The 19601-nt window shown below is 47.0% G+C and carries 17 protein-coding genes, 2 tRNA genes and 1 other annotated feature; of the genes, 13 read left to right on the plus strand and 6 right to left on the minus strand.

The window, feature by feature from the left end; all coding sequences use genetic code 11:
* Positions 1-221: 221 nt before the first annotated feature.
* From GVY43_RS14220 to GVY43_RS14230, 3 genes are all read right to left on the minus strand, one after another.
* On the minus strand, positions 222-1022 hold the full coding sequence (locus GVY43_RS14220) for an MBL fold metallo-hydrolase (RefSeq protein WP_159563542.1): 801 nt from the start codon (positions 1020-1022) through the stop codon (positions 222-224).
* Positions 1023-1179: 157 nt separating this feature from the next.
* Positions 1180-1253: transfer RNA gene (locus GVY43_RS14225), tRNA-Gly, on the minus strand.
* Between the two features lie 15 nt (positions 1254-1268).
* Positions 1269-1342, minus strand: a tRNA-Gly gene (locus GVY43_RS14230).
* Positions 1343-1480: 138 nt separating this feature from the next.
* On the opposite strand from GVY43_RS14230, the gene GVY43_RS14235 reads away from it, so the two are divergent.
* Genes GVY43_RS14235 through GVY43_RS14245 form a run of 3 tightly spaced genes read left to right on the plus strand, consistent with a single transcriptional unit; the run spans position 1481 to position 2807 of the window.
* Entirely contained in the window at positions 1481-1840 is a 360-nt protein-coding gene (locus tag GVY43_RS14235; RefSeq protein ID WP_031421018.1) for a hypothetical protein, read from the plus strand.
* 2 nt (positions 1841-1842) lie between these two features.
* Positions 1843-2397, plus strand: coding sequence for a hypothetical protein (locus GVY43_RS14240; RefSeq protein ID WP_236548971.1), 555 nt, complete (start codon positions 1843-1845; stop codon positions 2395-2397).
* A complete protein-coding gene (locus tag GVY43_RS14245; RefSeq protein ID WP_074037765.1) occupies positions 2394-2807 on the plus strand; it encodes a DUF3805 domain-containing protein in 414 nt (137 codons plus the stop codon). Before GVY43_RS14240 ends, GVY43_RS14245 begins: the two co-directional genes overlap by 4 nt.
* A gap of 38 nt (positions 2808-2845) precedes the next feature.
* On the opposite strand, the gene GVY43_RS14250 is transcribed toward GVY43_RS14245, so the two are convergent.
* The 3 genes from GVY43_RS14250 to GVY43_RS14260 form a co-directional block, all read right to left on the minus strand.
* Positions 2846-5815: an SH3 domain-containing protein gene (locus GVY43_RS14250; RefSeq protein WP_159563543.1), complete on the minus strand. Its 2970-nt coding sequence runs from the start codon at positions 5813-5815 to the stop codon at positions 2846-2848.
* Between the two features lie 170 nt (positions 5816-5985).
* Positions 5986-6894 carry an alpha/beta fold hydrolase gene (locus tag GVY43_RS14255; protein WP_159563544.1) on the minus strand — a complete coding sequence of 303 codons (909 nt, stop codon included), beginning with the start codon at positions 6892-6894 and terminating at the stop codon, positions 5986-5988.
* A gap of 14 nt (positions 6895-6908) precedes the next feature.
* On the minus strand, positions 6909-8594 hold the full coding sequence (locus tag GVY43_RS14260; RefSeq protein WP_159563545.1) for a formate--tetrahydrofolate ligase: 1686 nt from the start codon (positions 8592-8594) through the stop codon (positions 6909-6911).
* A 244-nt stretch (positions 8595-8838) separates the two neighbouring features.
* On the opposite strand from GVY43_RS14260, the gene GVY43_RS14265 reads away from it, so the two are divergent.
* From GVY43_RS14265 to GVY43_RS14310, 10 genes are all read left to right on the plus strand, one after another.
* The gene (locus GVY43_RS14265) at positions 8839-9744 is read left to right on the plus strand and encodes a carbohydrate ABC transporter permease (RefSeq protein WP_196431582.1); all 906 of its coding nucleotides are present in this window, start codon (positions 8839-8841) and stop codon (positions 9742-9744) included.
* Positions 9741-10643, plus strand: coding sequence for a carbohydrate ABC transporter permease (locus GVY43_RS14270; protein ID WP_078146321.1), 903 nt, complete (start codon positions 9741-9743; stop codon positions 10641-10643). The genes GVY43_RS14265 and GVY43_RS14270 overlap by 4 nt, the downstream gene beginning before the upstream one ends.
* A 104-nt stretch (positions 10644-10747) precedes the next feature.
* Positions 10748-10988 (plus strand) — a binding site (T-box leader).
* 69 nt (positions 10989-11057) lie between these two features.
* Positions 11058-12038, plus strand: coding sequence for an aspartate--ammonia ligase (asnA, locus tag GVY43_RS14275; protein WP_074037761.1), 981 nt, complete (start codon positions 11058-11060; stop codon positions 12036-12038).
* A gap of 174 nt (positions 12039-12212) precedes the next feature.
* Entirely contained in the window at positions 12213-13505 is a 1293-nt protein-coding gene (locus GVY43_RS14280) for an ABC transporter substrate-binding protein (protein ID WP_159563546.1), read from the plus strand.
* Between the two features lie 146 nt (positions 13506-13651).
* A complete protein-coding gene (locus GVY43_RS14285) occupies positions 13652-14836 on the plus strand; it encodes a nitrous oxide reductase family maturation protein NosD (RefSeq protein ID WP_159563547.1) in 1185 nt (394 codons plus the stop codon).
* Positions 14823-15368 carry a nitrous oxide reductase accessory protein NosL gene (locus GVY43_RS14290; protein WP_159563548.1) on the plus strand — a complete coding sequence of 182 codons (546 nt, stop codon included), beginning with the start codon at positions 14823-14825 and terminating at the stop codon, positions 15366-15368. The genes GVY43_RS14285 and GVY43_RS14290 overlap by 14 nt, the downstream gene beginning before the upstream one ends.
* 3 nt (positions 15369-15371) lie before the next feature.
* The gene (locus tag GVY43_RS14295) at positions 15372-16169 is read left to right on the plus strand and encodes a hypothetical protein (protein ID WP_159563549.1); all 798 of its coding nucleotides are present in this window, start codon (positions 15372-15374) and stop codon (positions 16167-16169) included.
* Complete coding sequence (locus tag GVY43_RS14300; RefSeq protein ID WP_159563550.1) at positions 16162-16881, plus strand: ABC transporter ATP-binding protein; 720 nt, start codon at positions 16162-16164, stop codon at positions 16879-16881. Before GVY43_RS14295 ends, GVY43_RS14300 begins: the two co-directional genes overlap by 8 nt.
* Positions 16882-16944: 63 nt before the next feature.
* On the plus strand, positions 16945-18405 hold the full coding sequence (locus GVY43_RS14305) for an MDR family MFS transporter (protein WP_159563551.1): 1461 nt from the start codon (positions 16945-16947) through the stop codon (positions 18403-18405).
* A gap of 37 nt (positions 18406-18442) precedes the next feature.
* Positions 18443-19543, plus strand: coding sequence for a sorbosone dehydrogenase family protein (locus tag GVY43_RS14310; RefSeq protein ID WP_159563552.1), 1101 nt, complete (start codon positions 18443-18445; stop codon positions 19541-19543).
* Positions 19544-19601 lie beyond the last annotated feature (58 nt).

A 19601-nucleotide genomic window follows, 5' to 3' on the forward strand; every position in this document is an offset into this window, starting at 1 on the left:
GGAATGGTCTTTTATAATGAAACCACGGGGTGATTATGACGAAACTGTGAACAATGGGGGGATGGTCATGTTTTCTTCTGCAATGATTGGGTTACTCGCTCTGACGGGAGTAACGATCTATGGGGTTGACCGTATGTTCACGGTCCGCTCAGAACGCGTCACAAAGAAATAGGTCTACATAGGGGGAAATCGCAACGTCTTGGGGAGACGTTGCGATTTTTTTATACGTCTTGTTGACGAGACCGACGATCGGTCTCTTTTTGTTCCACAATCTTTCGATTTCGCTCATGAACACGGTCAAAAAAAGCGTGCTCTGGCCATGCGGAGGACCAATGACGTTCTTCGGGGAGTGCCAAGATATATTCTTCCGCCGCACTCAATCTCTCAATCATGTGACTCCGGCTGTCGCACAAATCGCCGTGCCCTGGTACGAACCAGCGAATCTCATGTTCGTAGATGAGTGATTGCAAGGTTTGTAACGTGTCGAGATAGGCGGTTGGGTCGTGTTCGATAAAAGGTGGCTCGACATTAGACCCATAATCTCCACAAACGAGAAGATTCATGGATTCGATGAGAACCGACATATGTGTCGCGTCATGGCCCGGTGTAGAGAGGAAGGTCACGGGCACTGAACCGATTAAAAGCGTTTGATCGGGTTGGATGACCAGGTCGATGTCCGGTTTTTGAATCGGGTGATCAATATAATACTGTTCATAAAACTCGCGAATCTCATTTAATTGGTCAGATGAGTCTGCATCGACGAAAGCCTGTGAGGCAATCGTTGTGGCATCTGCAAAGCCGTAAGCTCCGATGATGTGGTCAAAATGATGATGTGTGAAGATGACATAAAGCGGCCGATTCCGACGGTGTAATTCGATGTCACGACGGATTGTCGCAATTTCTTCGGGGAGCCAGGTCGGGTCAATCAACAAAAGGGCATCTGGTGTATCGATGAGGGTCGATGTCGTTCGCATCAACGCGCTTTCGTATACGGTAAAGGATTGCAGCTTCGCTTGAATCAATGGAGTTCCTCCTTGTCTGTATGGATTCAATCACTCTTTTCCCCAAAACAATAGACGGAACAACAAAAAAGCAGAAAGTCGTGTGACTTTCTGCTTTTTGCAAGGTCTCAACCGTGCAGTGTATGTGTGCGAGATACTCTCGCGTATATGTCGATATTGGAGCGGGTGAAGAGAATCGAACTCTCGTCATCAGCTTGGAAGGCTGAGGTTTTACCATTAAACTACACCCGCATCAAAGAAAAAATATGGAGCGGGTGAAGGGAATCGAACCCTCGTCATCAGCTTGGAAGGCTGAGGTTTTACCATTAAACTACACCCGCGAAACGTATTAACTCTTAACGTTACTTTGATATAATAGCATATACGATGGAATTTGCAAACCCTTTTTTAAAAAAACTTTTTAGGTTGCAGAATCCTATTCACAACGCAGATAATAGAAAAAAGGGGAGAAATGAAATATGAGTGAGCGAAAATCATATTTACGACTGATGGGTGAAGGGTTTCGAATGTTGAAACAATCGAAACAAACGAACACGACGGTGTCTCTCCGAAGTTGGACGTTTTCGATCCATCATGAACAAGAATGGCAGGTTGTGTTACGAACGAATCGAATCAAGTGGGTCGGATTACCAAGTATGACGTTTGAGATTCATCCGGATATGATTCAAATAGGAGATCTTCGAGTCACCCGTCACGCACAATCGAACGAAGTACGTTTGACAATCGATGAAGAATGGGGATTGGAAAATAAGGTTGTTTGTGACAACCTAGAATGGGAAACGTTCGTCGATGCGCTCAAACAAGTGAAGGGGGAGTAAGCGTGAGTGGAGAGAGGTTGTATCGGATGGAAGCCGAGGCTCGAGGGAGTGCTTGGCGTGCCCGGGTTCTAACAGGAATTCAACGATTTCGATTTTATAAAGGGGAATTGCTTGCACCGACAAGCCGACCGTATGTCGTGTTAAGCATCTCGCAAGATGAAGGAGCCCTGCCAGATTTAATTGAGACCGATATGGGTATCCTCTTGATCCATGAGCGGGTGGGACCTATCTTTATGAATGTCTGTCCGTATGACGTTCAGCTCGTTCGTGTCGAGCTTCATACGAGTACCGGGAAAACCGATCGTTACTGTGCGCTGAACGTCCTCCGCCGCTTTGAAATCGAATACCTTGAACATTCAAACGAATATCGTCCGCTGAGTGCGGATCGACTCTATTTCCTATCCAATCAAACTGTCCGCATGAACTTATTTGGACATATGATCGCCCAAGACGTAAATAGCCAACGTCTTTACGTGACCGAACGCTTGAAGTACGCGCTTCAAGCTAAAATGGTCACAGGGCTGGCATTCAAGCAAGTAAAGGAGAAAACAGCATGAAAGAGTACGAAATTGATGGGTGGTTCCGCCTGACGTATCCGGAACATTATGAATACAGCGAAGAGGAAGACTATGTGAGTTTTTACTCGACGGAAGCGGATGCGCAAGGGACGCTTCAAATCTCAATCTATGAATCAGAAGATTCGCAAGAACCAAAACAATCCGCTATGAGCGAATTGAATACGTTCTTAGGCGAATTTCCGATTGATGTAAAGATTGCTCCAAGTGTCACAACTGAAACGAGTGATATGACAACGGCCTACGCAAGTGGGATTGAGGATGGGATGCATTTAGATGTATGGTCCTTGACCGACGGGAAACGGCTCTTATTCTTAACTTACGTAGCCGATCAGGTGACCGATGAAAAGATGGAAATCGAGTCCATTATCGATTCGATTGAGTGGACATAAAAGGAGACACGACGCCAACGAGGCGCGTGTCTCCTTTTTTACTGATATTTTGGTACATCGAAGTTGAGTGTGTAAGCATCAAGTGATTGATAGATATTATAGATGCTTGTCGTTTGTTTTGCGGCCCATCCGATATCCGTTGCATATTGGTGCGTTCCTGGTGAAGAAGGATTGAAGCGCATCTTATACAGCGTATTTTGTTTATATGTCGGGTGATTGATATAGCTAGCCCCAATCCAGTAAGCTCCTCCGATAATCGCTTCTTTAGGAGAGAACCACTTTTGTTGGAAGGCGTATTTGGCGCCGTTTCCAAGAGGGTTGCTATCTGTTGCTTGAATACCGTACATATTATAGACGGTTGCGGCAACAGGACGTTCCGGATAAATCCGATTCCCACTCGAGTTAATTAATGCATTCCCATCTTTATCGACAGGAACTCCTTTTGCGAGAAGGGATGTACCATGTCCAGTTTCAAGGATGGCATGCGAGAGAAGATACACTTCGTTCACGCCATACATACTAGCCGCATCAACGAATGCCTGACCTTGTCCGCTGAGCGTTCCTTTTGATGTGAGGACCTTGTTCAATGTTGTCGCAGTTGTCCCAGCGCTCTTCGATAAATCTAAGAATTGATAGAATGATCGAGAGTTTGCATCAATCTGGCTAGGATCGACGTATGGAAGAAGATCATCAACTGATGCACGACGCCAAGTGTTATCAAAGACTCGGATATTGTGTCCGGCCGGTCGTTTATACGAAATCGTATAGTATGTGCCGGATTGACCTGTAATCGTAACGGTTTCGCCTGTATTAATTTGACCGTACGCATGAGATGTTAAAATTGGACGGCTCAAAATGTTGGCGGTTCCGACGACTGAACTTGGTGTCACGTAACCGGTCATCGTGCCGTATTTTACTTTATACCAAACGGTTGACCCGGAAGTATAACGGTCAACGTATTGAATTGACGCACCATATGGAATGGTGACGAGCGAGGACGAGCTTGAAGAGGCTGTCATCTTCAAAGCGGTTCCTAACCCTGAGACAACAGTCATCTCAGATTTCACAATCTTTCCTGTCGATCCGTTGACACTTACCCAAGCACGAGGTAGGTAGGCTTCATCGTATCGATGGGCATCCGTTTGGGCGAATTGAGCCACTTGACGGTCTGCCATCTGACGAACTGTCATCGGATAACTAGTATACGAAACTTTTTTCGTGATACCTGTCGCAGGTGGGGTCGTTGTGACAGGTACGACGTAATCGGTATGAATATAGTTGCCGCTATACGTACCACTTGTAAGAAGTGCCCAGTCTGAACCGACAATTGGTTTGATGTTGACAATCGTTCCCGTACTTAACGTTCCGACTTTATTTGCTGTTGTCACTTCAGGCGTCGAACGAACGTTGAGTGGCTCGTTCCCATCTACATAGATACGAACTTGACGTTCTTCTTCGTATTGCTCGTCTGACGGTACTGTTTTCGAGAAGTAATCTGCCGTCGCATAACCTGTAATCGGACCGTATTCGATTTTAAAGAATCGTTCCGTGAGACCAGGTTCCGACACTTGTTGAACTTTCGTGCCGAACGGAATGACCGCAACCTTCACTTTTTCAGCATCCGAGCGGTTGTATAAAACGACATCACGCGTTGTATAATAATCTGTTTTCACCACGACCTCTGGATCTTTTAATGAAAAGTGACTAGAACCTGCATATCCTGTTTTTCCTTCATAGCGAATCTTGAACCAAGAATTAGAAAGACCGCTTTGTGAAAGCTGTTCTACTTTTGCGCCAAATGGAATCGTGGCAATCTTCGTCGCTCCGGCTGCAGACGAACTATACATCGCTACATTTCGAATCGCAAAGTATGGTGTGATCGTCACTTCTTCAGGTGCCTTCGTTGAAAAATGACGAGCGGCAGCGAAGCCGGTGACTCCATCATATTCAATTTTGAACCAAGAGTCCGATAAGTTGGCATCTGATACTTGGACGACTTTTGTTCCTTCTTGAATCGTGCGAAGACGAGCTGCTCCGGAAGCGGATGACTCATATAACACGAGGTCTCGAACCGCATAATAGGTTGTCTTGACGACGGCTTCAGGTTTTGATGTCGAGAAGTTACGCGCGGCCGCATAGCCGACCGTGTCCCCGTATTGGATCTTATACCAAGATGAACTCAATCCGTTCACGTATACACGCTTCACTTCTGCCCCAAGTGGAATTGTTGCAATTTTTGATGCACCAGTTCCTGAACTATTGTAGAGCGCGACATTCTTCACTGCGTAATATGTCGTGACTGCTTCTGGAGCAAGCGAAGTCGCGGTAAAGTTACGTGCTGGTGCATAACCGACAAGTGAACCGTATTCGAGTTTATACCATGAACCCGTCGCGCCTAATGAATCGAGGTAAGTGACTTTCGCACCTTCTGGAATCGTTGCGATTTTAGACGCACCAGAACCGGTCGAATCATACAAGACGGCAGTTGTCGAAGCGTAAAACGAAGGACTTGTTTCGCTGAAGTATCGTGCTGCCACATATCCTGTATATGTACCAAATTGTACTTTATACCAAGATCCTGTCGCCCCGTGAGTAGACAGATGTGTTACGAGTGATCCTTTCGGGATGACTGTTTCGATTGAAGCGGACGTTGACATGGAAGAACGAAGATTGACGTTCATTTCAGCTACATATAATGAAGCGGATGTAGTAGAGGCTGTTGTCATAGATGAACCGATTGTCAAATACGTAGAAGAAACGTATCGTTTTTGCCCTTCGAAGTTGATTTGTGCCCATTCATCGTTGACGGTGTATACATCTACCGTTGTTCCTTCCGTTAATTTGCCGACGATTGAAGACGATGTCGACGAATCAGACCGTACATTTAAAATGGGTGTGTTGACTGTTCCTTCGGATGTTGCTGCATATGATTGGAGTGGTGCGAGAGTGCTCAGTATCGTTCCTGAGACAATCGTGGCTACTCCTAATCTTGAGAGTGTCGATTTCAATATGTTACCCCTTTCGGATGAGAGAGCATGATTAAATTGATTGCGGTCTAAGTATAACGTACTTAAAAAATGGAAAGAAGAAGTAGAATTACAAAAAAGGTAAATGCTTAAAATAATTTTTCTAAAATCAGGTAAATGAAAAATCCCCTTATAAAAGGGGATTAAGTAAATTAATGGATTATGTTTTGCTTCATCCAAGCAAGAATATCTGACCATACTTGTTCGCGGTGTGCTTCACGAAGGATTTCATGTCGAGCATTGTCGTAAGTGACGACTGCGAGCTCGACATCCGCATTACGATATTTCTTAATGATTCCGTTCAACCCTTCTCCGTCATGCGTGACAGGATCGTCCATTCCGGCAACGAACAGAACTGGAAGAGACTTCGGATGTTCATGAATCCGTGCAGACGTGGTGACATCTAATGAAGCGCGTGTCACTTCATGTAAAAAACCGAGGGAAGGCAAACCGCCACAATTTGGGTCGGCGAGATAGGAGTCGACTTCGTCTGGAACACTTGAAAGCCAGTCGCTATCCGTTCGAACAGGTAAAAACTTAAGATTATAACGTCCGAATAACAGTCGTTCAAAAAAACGAGATTGGTGTGTTTCGTGTGTTCGTTTCATCGCGGTAGCAATTAAGCGATGCCCGAGTTCGCCTGCAACTCCTGGATGAGGAGGCGGGGCGACGACGACGATTCCGGATAAGGCGTGCCCCATGACTTGACCGAGCTTTCGAACGAGAAGAGAACCGAAACTATGACCTATTAGATATGTCGGACGACCATCCTCATATTGACGGATGAGGAACTGTGCATCCTCAACAAGTTGTTGGAATCCCGTTCCTGGCGTGAGATGCCCATATGTGCGTTGGTCATGAGCGCTTGTACCCGCACCACGCAAGTCACACACAAACACATCATAGCCATTATCTGCCATAAACTGTGCAAACTCAATATATCTTTCATGATGTTCGAGCATCCCGTGAAACATGAATATTTTTCCAATCGATTGCTCTGCCTGAACGTGCATGACTTCTGTTTGATACCCGTCAGGATACGTCAACTCCGATACGATCATGTGTCATCCCCCTATTAGAAAAGGCCGATTGCTTTTCCGGATTCGTCAATTCCCATATTGAGAGCTGCTGGGTGTTTCGGTAACCCTGGCATCGTCAACACGTTGCCTGTTAAGGCGACGAGGAATCCTGCTCCCACTGAAGGTTTTAATTCGCGAACGGTGATGGTGAATCCTTGTTGATAACCGAATTTTGCAGGGTCGTCTGAGAGGGAGAACGGTGTCTTCGCCATACAAATGGGAAGGTCCGACCAGCCGTTCGCCTGAACATCTTTCATTTGCTTTTGTGCTTTGGCGGTAAATACGACGTCTGCAGCACCGTATACTTCTCTCGCAATGGTTTTAATCTTTTGTTCGATCGAATCGGTCAACTCATATAGAGGCGTAAGTTTGCTTTCGTTCGACTCGACGGCGTCAATGACCGCTTCGGCTAACTGTCGACCACCAAGTCCGCCGTTTGCCCATACTTCGCTGAGCGAAGCACGAATACCGTGTGCCGCACACCAATCAAGAACGGTTGCAAGTTCCTCTTCTGTATCTGAATTGAAACGGTTCAATGCGACGACCGTAGGCAGTCCGAGTTTTTTCATCGTATCGATATGTTTGGCGAGTAATTTCAATCCTTCTCCGACTGCACCGACATTCTCAATATAAAGCTGATCTTTCGAAACGCCACCGTGCATTTTTAAAGCGCGAACGGTTGCGACGAGTACGACCGCATCCGGATTCAAATCACCGACTCGAGATTTGATATGACAGAACTTTTCTGCCCCGAGATCGGCACCGAACCCAGCTTCCGTCACCACATACTCCCCAAGCTTTAATGCAGTCTTCGTTGCAATCAGTGAGTTGCATCCGTGCGCGATGTTCGCGAACGGCCCGCCGTGGACGAGTGCAGGTGTTTGTTCGAGCGTTTGGACGAGGTTCGGTTTAAAGGCTTCCTTCAACAGTAACGTCGCCGCCCCGGCCGCCCCGATTTGTTCTGCTGTGATTGGTTCTTTTTGATGGTCATAGGCGACTACGATTCGCTTGATGCGTTCTTCTAGGTCGTCCAATGAATCGGCCAAACAGAGAATCGCCATGATTTCTGAAGCGACGGTAATATCAAATCCGTCTTCACGAGGGACTCCGTGAGCAGGACCACCAAGGCCGACCGTGACATGACGAAGTGCGCGGTCGTTTAAGTCAAGGACGCGCTTCCAGACGATATGTCGGACATCGATTCCAAGGTCGTTTCCTTGATGCAAGTGATTGTCGATCATGGCACTGATCGTATTATGGGCCGATGTGATCGCATGCATATCACCTGTGAAGTGGAGGTTGATGTCTTCCATCGGGAGAACTTGACTGAAGCCACCACCAGCAGCGCCACCTTTTAGGCCCATCGTCGGACCGAGTGAAGGTTCGCGCAGACAGACGATCGCTTGTTTATCCAACTGATTCAACGCTTGTCCGAGACCGACTGTCACCGTCGATTTTCCTTCACCAGCTGGTGTCGGATTGATCGCTGTGACGAGAACGAGTTTTCCGTCTTCCTGCGTTTTCACACGTTCGAGGACATCGTAAGAAAGTTTAGCTTTATATTTCCCGTAAAGATCTAGATCATCTTCATGTAATCCGATTTTTGCTGCGATGTCTTTAATCGGCAAGGTTTTGGCTTGTTGGGCAATCGTAAGGTCAGATAATGGTTTCGTCGTTGTCATTCAAAAAGTCCCTCCGTTTATCGAACGATATCTTTTTATTCTCTTAAAATCATTCGGGAATTTCGGATTAAAATATGAATCAAGGCAAATCATATTTAATCCGTTCGTATTATCATTGATTTTATCATAACTCATCACGCCTTCAAATTCATTCATTCCGTTCAATATTTTCCACCCTTTCCGTCAAATGTATCCGTTTTCATTAAGGGTTTGACACGATACAGTGATAGTGGAGGCGATACACATGACTGAGACTACTAAACGGACGAAACGCAGAGGAAATTGGAAGAAACCTGCGAGCTTTATAGCATTTGTTGGACCTGCTTTTCTGGCATTTGTCGCAATCGTACTCATCCCATTTTTTAATGGCATTTACTATAGTTTCACTGACTGGAACGGCGTGACCGGAGAACTGAACTTTGTCGGATTGGATAACTATCATCGCTTGTTCTTTGAAGATGAGCAGTTCCGCGCTTCTTTTTGGATTACGACGAAATATACGCTTGTGTCTGTCCTATTGACGAATATCGTCGGTTTCTCATTGGCGCTATTATTGACGATGAACATTAAGACGCGAAACTTCCTACGCACGATTTTCTTCATGCCGAACTTGATCGGTGGCTTAATTCTCGGGTTCATCTGGCAGTTCATTTATGTAAAAGGATTTGCCTCGATCGGTGCGTTGACGGGGTGGAGCCTGTTCGAATTACCATGGCTCGGAGATGCGCAAACGGCATTTTGGGGAATCGTGATTGTCGCCATCTGGCAAGGTGGCGGGTATGTCATGGTCATCTACATCGCTGCGCTACAAAACGTGCCGACTGATTTGATGGAGGCGGCACGAATCGATGGGGCGAATCGTCTTAAGATGCTCCGCCATATCACGCTACCGATGATTATGCCATCGATTACCATCTGTTTGTTCCTGACCATCTCTTGGTCATTCAAAGTGTTTGATACGAACTTGTCGCTCACGAATGGTGGACCGTTCAAATCGACCGAGATGTTAGCCTTAAATATCTATACGGAGTCTTTTGTGAATAACAATTATGGTCTCGGGTCAGCGAAGGCGGTCATCTTCTTCTTGGTCGTGGCTGCGATTACGGTGACGCAAGTGTACGTGACGAAAAAACGGGAGGTGGAAGCATGACGACGGAAAAATTGGAACATGTCGAGAGAAACGTAGAGAAGACACCGAAGCGTATCCCGCAGCGTCCACTTCGCCCGGGAACGTATTCTTGGAACCTTGGAATTATTGAGCTCGTCGCCATCTTGCTCGGACTACTCTATTTGGTCCCGTTCTATTACGTTGTCGCCAACTCGTTCAAATCGATGGCTGAAATCTTTACGAATACGTCCGCCTTACCGAACGAGTGGTTGACCTCAAACTATACAGAAGCATGGGAAGCGATGAATTATGGACGTGTCTTTTTGAACTCCCTTCTCATCACGGTCGGAGCGAATGCGGTCATTGTCATCTTCACCTCGATGGCGGCATGGAAACTCGTTCGGACGAAACATTGGGTTTCCACAATGATCTTTTTCTTGTTCGTGGCAGCGATGGTCATTCCGTTCCAGTCCATCATGATTCCGCTCGTGAAAGTTTCGAGTATCCTCGGTCTGTTGAATAGCCATTGGGGCCTGATCGTCATGTATCTAGGTTTTGGGTCTGGTATCTCAGTATTCCTTTATCACGGATTCATGAAGTCGATTCCTGAGGAGATTGAAGAAGCCGCCATCATCGACGGTTGCTCGACATGGGGTGTCTTCTGGCGCATCGTCTTTCCACTTCTCAAGCCGATCACGGTGACAATCGTCATCTTGAACAGTCTATGGATTTGGAATGACTTCTTATTACCATCGCTTGTTCTTCGTGATGTCGAGTTACGGACCATCCCGCTCGCGACATTCTATTTCTTTGGACAGTACACGAAACAATGGGATTTGGCATTAGCAGGTTTAGTGTTAGGAATCGTTCCCCTTCTGGTCTTTTTCTTCGGCATGCAAAAGCATATCATCAAAGGGATCACAAGCGGTTCGATTAAATAACCCTCCCAAGGGAATCCTCCGTTCGCTACACGGAGGATTATTTTTTTTGAAAAAAATCGTTGACATTAATCTGAATATTTATAATAATGAACTCAATTCAATTGTGAACGACGTCGAAAGGACGAGTACACGAAGGTAGTGAGCCAAGCGATCCGGGGGTGGTGTGAGCCCGGTCTTAACCCTTCGTCGAAAAACTTCCTGGAGTCGCTACCCGAACGCTTTGCCAGTAGACGTAGCCGGACCGCTCCCCGTTATCGGAGTTACGAGATGATTGTCTCGAAAAAGTGAGTAGATTCGTCTACTAATTTGGGTGGCACCGCGGAACCGAAGTCTTCCGTCCCATGTTCGATGGGAATGGAGGGCTTTTTTTCATGGCTTCATTTTCAAATATTCCACAATTGGAGGAAACGGAAAATGACAACAGCAACAAGCACGATGAAAGAAAGACAGCAGACGATTGCAGCAGTAAAGGCACTCTTTGAGGAGAAAGTCTCACGTGAACTCGGACTGATTCAAGTACAAGCACCGCTATTCGTCGAATCGGCGAGTGGGGTCAACGATCACTTGAACGGTGTGGAGCGTATCATTCAGTTTGATACGATGTATCCGGGACATGAACTTGAAATCGTTCAGTCACTCGCGAAATGGAAACGTGAAGCGCTCGGTCGTTACGGATTCGGTGTCGGTGAAGGATTGTACACTCAGATGCGTGCCATTCGACGCGACGAAGAACTCGACGCGACCCATTCTTTATTCGTCGATCAGTGGGACTGGGAACGAGTGATTGCTCGAGAAGAACGGACGATGGAATACTTGAAAGCAACGGTGGAGTCGATTTACGCTGCGCTCCGTGAAACAGAAGCGGAAGTAGAGAAAGCGTACGGTGTTGAAGCGATTCTTCCGGAAATGATTCATTTCATCACGAGTCAGGAGTTGGAGGATACGTATCCGACGATGACACCGAAAGAACGTGAAACGGCTATCTGTAAAGAGTACGGTGCGGTCTTCATCTCACAAATCGGAGATCTTCTCGCTTCAGGTATGAAACACGATGGACGAGCGGCAGACTATGATGATTGGTCGCTTAACGGAGACATTCTCGTGTGGCACCCTGAGCTCGAGTCAGCATTTGAACTGTCATCGATGGGCATTCGTGTCGACGAAGTGGCACTTGATGCGCAACTGAAGAAAGCAGACGCGGAAGAGAAGCGCGCGTACCCATTCCATCAAGGAGTGCTCGAAGGAACGCTTCCTCTTACAATCGGGGGCGGAATCGGACAATCGCGTGTCGCAATGTATCTCTTGCGCGCGCGTCATATCGGAGAAGTGCAAACATCGGTCTGGCCGCAAGAAGTCATTCAATCGTGTAAAGAAGCTGGCATCAGCTTGTTGTAATATAACTTGTTGTAATATAATAAGAAGAAACACGGAACAGGACTCGAAAAAAGAGTCCTGTTTTTCTGTGCAACATTTTCCACCCTATCCGTCAATTTTGACACCTACATCTTGGAAGCGTTTTCATTTAAAGTTGAGTTTGTAAAGATGGATAAGGTTAAGGGAGGAAATGAGATGAAACGGAAGTGGAAATTGTCTACAGCGGTCATGACGGCTGGAATGGTCTTATCACTCGCGGCTTGCGGCGGCGGATCACTCACGGACGAAGGTTCTTCTGAAGGGAATGCAGATAGTGGCGACAAAAAAGACGTCACGTTAAACGTCTTCCAATTCAAAGCAGAGATTGCGAAAGACCTTGAAGCGATGGCAAAAGAGTATGAAGAGGAGACGGGTGTGAAAGTCACGGTTCAAACCGTCGGTGGTGGAGCAGACTACGGTGCGGCCCTCAAATCACAATTCGCCTCAGGAAATGAACCGGATATCTTCAACAACGGTGGATTCACGGAAGCACAGACATGGAAGGATAAACTCGAGGACCTCTCAAGCGAGAAGTGGATCGGAGATTTGACAGAAGTCGCCAAAGAGCCGATGACGATGGACGGTAAACTGTACGGAATGCCAATGAACCTCGAAGGTTACGGATTTATCTATAATAAAGAACTATTTGAAAAAGCAGGGATCAAAGAGTTACCGAAAACACTCTCTGAACTGACAGATGCTGCTGAAAAACTTGAGCAAGCGGGAATCACACCGTTCTCTGTCGGTTATGCAGAGTTCTGGATTTTAGGAATCCACTTGTTGAACATTCCGATGGCGCAACAAGACGACCCGGATGCATTTATTCAAGCGCTCAATGAGAATAAAGCGAAGTTTGAAGACAATGAACAGTTCCAAGAGTTTTTGAAATTGTTTGATTTGACGATTAAATACGGAAACAAAAACCCGTTGACGACGGACTACAATACACAAGTCACACAGTTCGCCCAAGGAGAGACAGCAATGCTCCAACAAGGGAACTGGGCACAACAAATGATCCTCGACGTAAATCCAGATATGGAGATGGGCTTCGTCCCAATCCCAATCAATGACGATGCGGAGAAGATGGACCGACTTCCGGTCGGTGTCCCGAACAACTGGGTCGTCAACAAAAATTCGAAGTATAAAGAAGAAGCGAAAGACTTCTTAGAGTGGATGGCGACGTCGGATACAGGGAAAGACTACATGGTCAACAAGTTCAAGTTCATCCCTGCCTTCAAGTCGATTGAAGCCAACGACCTTGGACCACTCGCAGACGATATCTTGGCGTATTCGAATGAAGGGAAGACCATCTCTTGGAACTGGTTTAAGTATCCGGATGGAGCAGTGAATGAATATGGTGCCCTTATGCAGGCATATGTCGGTGGACAAAAAACAGGTGAAGAGATGCTTCAGGACTTCACGAAAGTATGGCAAGACAAAGTGAAATAAGCATGGCACAGACGGTGAAACGACCCCTTCACCGTCTGTGTTTTTTTTATGAAGAAATTGTCACAGGAATCCCATATAAACCACACACATACCGGTGGGGGTTTCAGTAGAATGGATGTTGTAAGCGCTTATGAGAAGGAGGGGGCATGAAACGAATATTGAGTTGTATCCTATTTTTGTGTTGGGCAACACAGGTAGAGGCGGAAGAACACTCGATTCCGTTGACTGAACCCATCGTCATTGAGTCGAATGAGCATGTGGATGGAGACGGAAAAACATATACGAGTTGTGGCCATCCCGCATTTATCATGCGTGGAACCGGTGCTGTTCTCGAACGTGTATCAGTACAACAATGCGAGAACGACGATGTACCAGCCATCCAAGTATCTGGTCTCGGACATCAACTGCTTGATGTATCGATCGAGTCCGCTGGTACTGGACTATTGATTGAGGATAGTTATGGGGTTCGAGTCACACGAATGGCCATTGACGGGAATGGACAGGCGGATGGGATGGTGCTCCTTGATAGTGAGGCGACCGAACTGCGTGGAGTTGTAGTGAAGAGAGTGAGAGACGGGATATACATAGAGAATGGATCTCGGCACACAATCGTTCGACCGGTCGTTTCGCATTCACGTTACGGCATTCACTTGATGTTTCCGACTGACGTGGTGATTTCGGTGCCCGAACTCCATCATAATTTGACCGGTGCGATGATTATGGGAACGAATCGAGTCGTCTTAAAAAATGGGAATGTATACGACCAGTTCGGTGGAACGGCGACGGGGCTGATGCTCTATGAGGCAATCGATACGACCATCGAGATGACGAACGTATCTGGAAATCATATCGGCTTGTTCGCGGAGCAGTCAGTAGGAACGATTCTTGAACGGAATACGATTAACGGCAACGATATCGGCTTTCAATTCAAGCAAGCAACGGGGATGATGATTCTTCAAAATAACCTGTTAGGAAATCGTGAACCGGTGACGATGGTCGAGTCGGATGACAACGTTGTACAAGGAAATGTCTGGGGTGGGACGACGTTGGACCTAGATCGTGACGGGTATAGCGAAATCCCATTTCAAACCGAACCGTACTTGTTCTTATTAACTGATTCATATGAAGCGCTAGAATTATTATACGGGTCCCCGGGACTTCTCCTATTAGAAAACATTCTGAGAAGTCCGAACGATGTATCGTTGACGGACCTTTCACCGCAAACCTATACAGCAAGGTGGGAGTGGAGCGGTTCGATTTGGAATTTAGGGAGTATCATTTTACTTATTATCATTTGGATATTTGGGAGGAAACGACATGAAATCGTATAAACAAGTATCAGGATTATTATCCATCGCAGGATTATCATTGGCACTCGGAGCATGTTCGAGTGCATCGGCAGAACCGTTTGAAATCAAATGGGGCGAAACAGAGTGTGAAGTGTGTAAAATGAAAGTCATGGATAAGCAGTTCGCAGCGGAAGCCATCATGGAAAATGAAAAAGGATATGCGTTTGATGACATCGGTTGTCTCATGCGTGATTGGTATCCTGAACAAAAAGAAGAAGATATTGCTGCGATGTACGTGAAAGATTTCAATACGAAAGAGTGGGTCGAATTAGACGAAGCGATGTTCGTGTACGACAAAGAGTCGAAAACACCAATGGCGTACAATATTCTCTCGTTCGCGAAAGAGGCTGATGCTGAAGCCTATATCGAAGAGAATGGTGGAGATATGATGGACTTCGAACAATTGAAAGACCATTCGTGGGAGCGCGGCGAGATGCACATGAAGATGGATGGCGAAGGCTCAATGGATCAAGATAGCGAAATGGACATGGATACAGAAGAAGAAGGGCAATAATCGATGTCACTGTGGCGAATGGAATGGGCGCGGAGTCTGAGACAGCGTGAGAACTATGTATTCTTAGTTATATGGATTCTCACGCTCGTTCTACTCGGAGGACTCGGACAAGCACTACCTGTTGCTGCGGACTATACAAACGTAAGTGCAACGCTCATCACGGTGCTCGGTCTGTTACTTCCTCTTTTCATTTTATTGACGACAGCGCTTCATTGGGGACAGGAACAGGAATCGAAGCGATTGAATCTCCTCTCAACATTTACCTATCCTAAATGGAAGTTGATTTTAGTCCGATTCAGTTCATTTCTCGTGACACAAGGACTTATTCTGCTGTTGGCTTTCCTCGTTGCTTCGCTCGTTGTCGGACAATCAGGTGAGACTTGGATGATTTTGTTTTCCTACGCCATTGGATTAACAATCTACGCGACAGCGCTCGGAACTTTGCTTGGACTAATCGCGCGCAAGCGGATTCGAGCGATGTTACTGGCCTTCCTCACATGGACGATCCTCGTGTTGCTTTGGCCAACGCTTCTCGTGACCATCGTTTCCTGGCTTCCTTACGGTATGCAAGTGAACGGCATGATTGTGGCGCTGTTTCTGAATGGATTTGACTTGATGCGTGTATGGGCCAGTACGATTGTATCCTCTTCAGATGTGTTTGGGGATGTCTATCTCCACCTGTTGAATTGGATGCATCGACCGATTGGATACGCTGGAGTCTGGTTGAGCTTGCTTACGGCAAGTGGTTTCTTGTTATCACTTGCCTCGACGGTGATGTACGGAGGGAATCGTCATGATTAACTGTTTAGATGTAGGGAAAAAATACGGTGATTCGTGGTCACTCCATCCCATTCGTGAAGACATCGTCTCGGGGAAAATCGTGGCGTTGTGTGGAAGCAATGGTGCCGGAAAATCGACGCTGTTGAATCTGATGAATGGTACCATCAAACCGAGTACCGGCAACATTCAATTGAATGGTTATACGATTAAACAACGCGCGAAATATAATGAGAGTTTTGGCTATATGCCGGATGATTTCTATTTTGATGAGGCATGGACAGTTGAGGAGACATTCATCTACTACGCTACCTTGCAAGGGGCACATCCGACTCTGGAGATTTTAAAACGAGTCGGTCTGTACGAGCATAAACGAAAGCGCGTCTCCGAACTCTCAAAAGGGATGCGGCAACGTCTCTTGTTGTCTCAAGCTCTTGTAAGCGAACCAGACATCTTGTTGTTGGATGAACCGACGAACGGACTCGATCCGCTATGGATGCAAATGCTCAGCGAACTATTGCGACAAGAGGCCAAACGGGGGGCGACCATCGTGTTTTCAACGCATCAACTTGACGTCGCCGCCATGTTGGCAGATGAGGTCTGGATGATGCGAGCGGGTGCTGTTTGTGGGAAGGTATATGTCCAAGATGAACAAGCCGCATATGAACGACTAAGAGAATTCTTTTTCGAATCGAAAGATGACACTTGTCAAATGGACGCGGCTCGCACAAAATAATAGACAGTTGAAGTGGTGCTCGGAACCTTCCGACGCCACTATTTTTTTGGGGAGATGGAACGAATGAGAAAAAATGTGACGGTTGCCCTCTTACTGGCAACCTTTTTAGCGGCGATTGAAGGGACGGTCGTATCGGTTGCGACACCGGTCATCGCCAGTGAGTTGAACGGGGCGACGCTCGTCAGCTGGGTATTTGCCGCCTTCTTACTCTTTACGGCGGTTTCGACACCGATTTATGGAAAAGTGGCAGACTTATTCGGGCGAAAGCGCGTCCTGTTGTTTGGAATCGGGTTGTTCACCGTGTCTTCATTGTTATGTGGGTTAGCGACATCGATGGAACAACTCATTGTCTTTCGGGCGCTGCAAGGTCTCGGGGCCGGAGCCGTGCTTCCGATTTCGATGACGATTATTGGGGATTTATATAAATATGAAGAGCGTGGGAAAATTCAAGGGATTCTAAGTGCGGTCTGGGGTGTATCGGGTGTGCTTGGCCCCGTCATCGGTGGATTTTTGGTCGAAACGTTGTCTTGGCGTTACGTATTCTTATTAAACGTGCCATTTGCGTTACTCTCGTTCATCATGATTATCGTCTTTTACAAAGAAACCGTCGCTGAAACGAGCGAGCGGATTGATTTAAAAGGTGCTCTCTTGTTCGCTGGAGGAACGACCGCGTTTTTATACGCCTTGATCACGTTCAGTGAAACGAATGAATGGACGACGACCATCGCCGGGAGTGGCGTACTTAGTCTTGTTTTGTTAGGGGGATTCTTCCTATCGGAAAGAAGAGCAACCTCTCCGTTATTGCCGTTTGATTTGCTCAAGCAACCAACGATTGCGGCCATCAACGGCTCTGTCTTTTTTGCAGCTTGGGTGCTCGTTTCAATGTCAGCTTACATCCCAATTTGGGCGCAAGCAGTATTAGGAAAAACAGCAACCGAGGCTGGATTCATGTTGATGCCGTTGTCTGTTGCATGGACATTCACATCGATTATCGGAGGACGGACGCTCGGTGTGGCATCCCCGAGACGTCGCGCGTTGGTTGGTATGGGATTACTCGTCATCGGAACCCTCACGTTGACACTCTTATCTCAATCAAGCTCGGATTTCTGGGTATATGGTGCGGTGGCTTTGATTGGGGTAGGATTCGGATTGTCACAGCCGATGTTTATCGTCGTCTTACAAACCGTCGTTTCCTATCAGCAACGAGGAACGGCGACTGCGACCAACTCCTTCTTAAGTACGGTCGGTCAAACGCTCGGTGTAGCAGTCTTTGGAGCCGTCTTTAACTTTGTCGTACTCAATGATTTTAAAGAAAGCAGCTCCTTATCCCAAGTGTCTTTGGAAGATTTCTTCAATCAAAGTGTGACGGAGACGTTAAGCGCGTCTGTCCGTCTGCAAGGTGAACAAATCATCGCGACCGGGTTGAATGGGATCTTCATCGGGGCGATGATTGCGGCCGTGATTGCATTCATCATCGCAACCCGTTTGCCGGCCCGCCCACCGGAACCTTCACAGCGCTCGTAAAACAAGGGTATGATGAAGGAAAGGGAGGCGAACCGACATGAAACGTCAAATTGGGATTGTGACACTATTGTTTCTTATGGGATGTACGCCAGAACCGACGAACGAAGGTACGGAGCCACCACCTGCTGAAGAATCGACTCGTGATGAGTCGGCAACATCTGAAGAATCGAATACCACTAAAGAGACGGAACTGAACATCGGGGAAGTGACCGCCGTCGCTGAGAATCTAGAGATCCCGTGGTCACTCGCTCGAAGTGCGGACAAATGGTTCGTATCGGAACGTGGTGGGACCATCACGGTAATCGATGATTCCGGTAGCGCGACGCAATCTGACGTGAACTTGGACGAAGACGTATTTGAGATTGGTGAAGGAGGATTCCTCGGCATCGCGCTGAGCGACGATTTTGAATCGAGTGGCATCCTTTACGCATATCATACGTACGGTTCATCGGGAAGAGACGTCAAGAACCGGGTGGTAGAGTTGACGTGGGATGGAGAACGTTTCGAGGAAACTGGTGTCTTGATTGACGAGATACCAGGGGCACGTTTCCATAACGGTGGACGTCTATTAGTCGATGGAGCGTATCTTTGGGTGACGACGGGCGATGCGCTCGTGCCAGAACTTGCTCAAAACGAGTCATCTTTGGCGGGGAAGATTTTACGAATTCCATTATCGGGTGAAGGCGAACCGACCGACTGGATTTATTCGCTTGGTCATCGAAACCCTCAAGGACTCAGCCGGATGGATGATACGCTTTATGCGAGTGAGCATGGGGCGAGTGGACATGACGAGGTCAACGTGATAGAAGAAGGAAACAATTATGGATGGCCACTCATTGAGGCAACCGAGGAACGAGAAGGTCTCATCACGCCATGGTTTGAAGTTGGTGAGACGTCTTGGGCACCATCTGGAATTGCGACCGATGAACGGTACGTATACATGGCGACACTTCGGAATGAGCGGCTCGTGGCCATCGATCGTGAAACGAAGCAAGTCACGACAATTGTCGAAGGGGTAGGACGGATTCGTGATGTGTGGTTGAACGACGATACGTTGTATTTTATTTCGAACAATACGGACGGACGAGGCAATCCGCAATCGCAAGACGACAAACTCTATCAAGTGACCATCCGCTAGAAACTGACGAATCCGTCAGTTTCTATTTTTTTCGTTGTTTCTTCTGGAAGGAACGGTA

Source organism: Exiguobacterium sp. 8H (genome assembly GCF_902506255.1).
In the GTDB taxonomy this organism is placed as follows: domain Bacteria; phylum Bacillota; class Bacilli; order Exiguobacteriales; family Exiguobacteriaceae; genus Exiguobacterium; species Exiguobacterium profundum.

Bases quoted from the DNA above. Each gene is read 5' to 3' on its own strand.
- GVY43_RS14235 (WP_031421018.1), top strand. From the start codon at position 1,481: ATGAGTGAGCGAAAATCATATTTACGACTGATGGGTGAAGGGTTTCGA.
- GVY43_RS14245 (WP_074037765.1), top strand. From the start codon at position 2,394: ATGAAAGAGTACGAAATTGATGGGTGGTTCCGCCTGACGTATCCGGAA.
- GVY43_RS14255 (WP_159563544.1), bottom strand. From the start codon at position 6,894: ATGATCGTATCGGAGTTGACGTATCCTGACGGGTATCAAACAGAAGTC.
- GVY43_RS14260 (WP_159563545.1), bottom strand. From the start codon at position 8,594: ATGACAACGACGAAACCATTATCTGACCTTACGATTGCCCAACAAGCC.
- GVY43_RS14265 (WP_196431582.1), top strand. From the start codon at position 8,839: ATGACTGAGACTACTAAACGGACGAAACGCAGAGGAAATTGGAAGAAA.
- GVY43_RS14270 (WP_078146321.1), top strand. From the start codon at position 9,741: ATGACGACGGAAAAATTGGAACATGTCGAGAGAAACGTAGAGAAGACA.
- asnA (WP_074037761.1), top strand. From the start codon at position 11,058: ATGACAACAGCAACAAGCACGATGAAAGAAAGACAGCAGACGATTGCA.
- GVY43_RS14280 (WP_159563546.1), top strand. From the start codon at position 12,213: ATGAAACGGAAGTGGAAATTGTCTACAGCGGTCATGACGGCTGGAATG.
- GVY43_RS14285 (WP_159563547.1), top strand. From the start codon at position 13,652: ATGAAACGAATATTGAGTTGTATCCTATTTTTGTGTTGGGCAACACAG.
- GVY43_RS14290 (WP_159563548.1), top strand. From the start codon at position 14,823: ATGAAATCGTATAAACAAGTATCAGGATTATTATCCATCGCAGGATTA.
- GVY43_RS14295 (WP_159563549.1), top strand. From the start codon at position 15,372: ATGTCACTGTGGCGAATGGAATGGGCGCGGAGTCTGAGACAGCGTGAG.
- GVY43_RS14300 (WP_159563550.1), top strand. From the start codon at position 16,162: ATGATTAACTGTTTAGATGTAGGGAAAAAATACGGTGATTCGTGGTCA.
- GVY43_RS14305 (WP_159563551.1), top strand. From the start codon at position 16,945: ATGAGAAAAAATGTGACGGTTGCCCTCTTACTGGCAACCTTTTTAGCG.
- GVY43_RS14310 (WP_159563552.1), top strand. From the start codon at position 18,443: ATGAAACGTCAAATTGGGATTGTGACACTATTGTTTCTTATGGGATGT.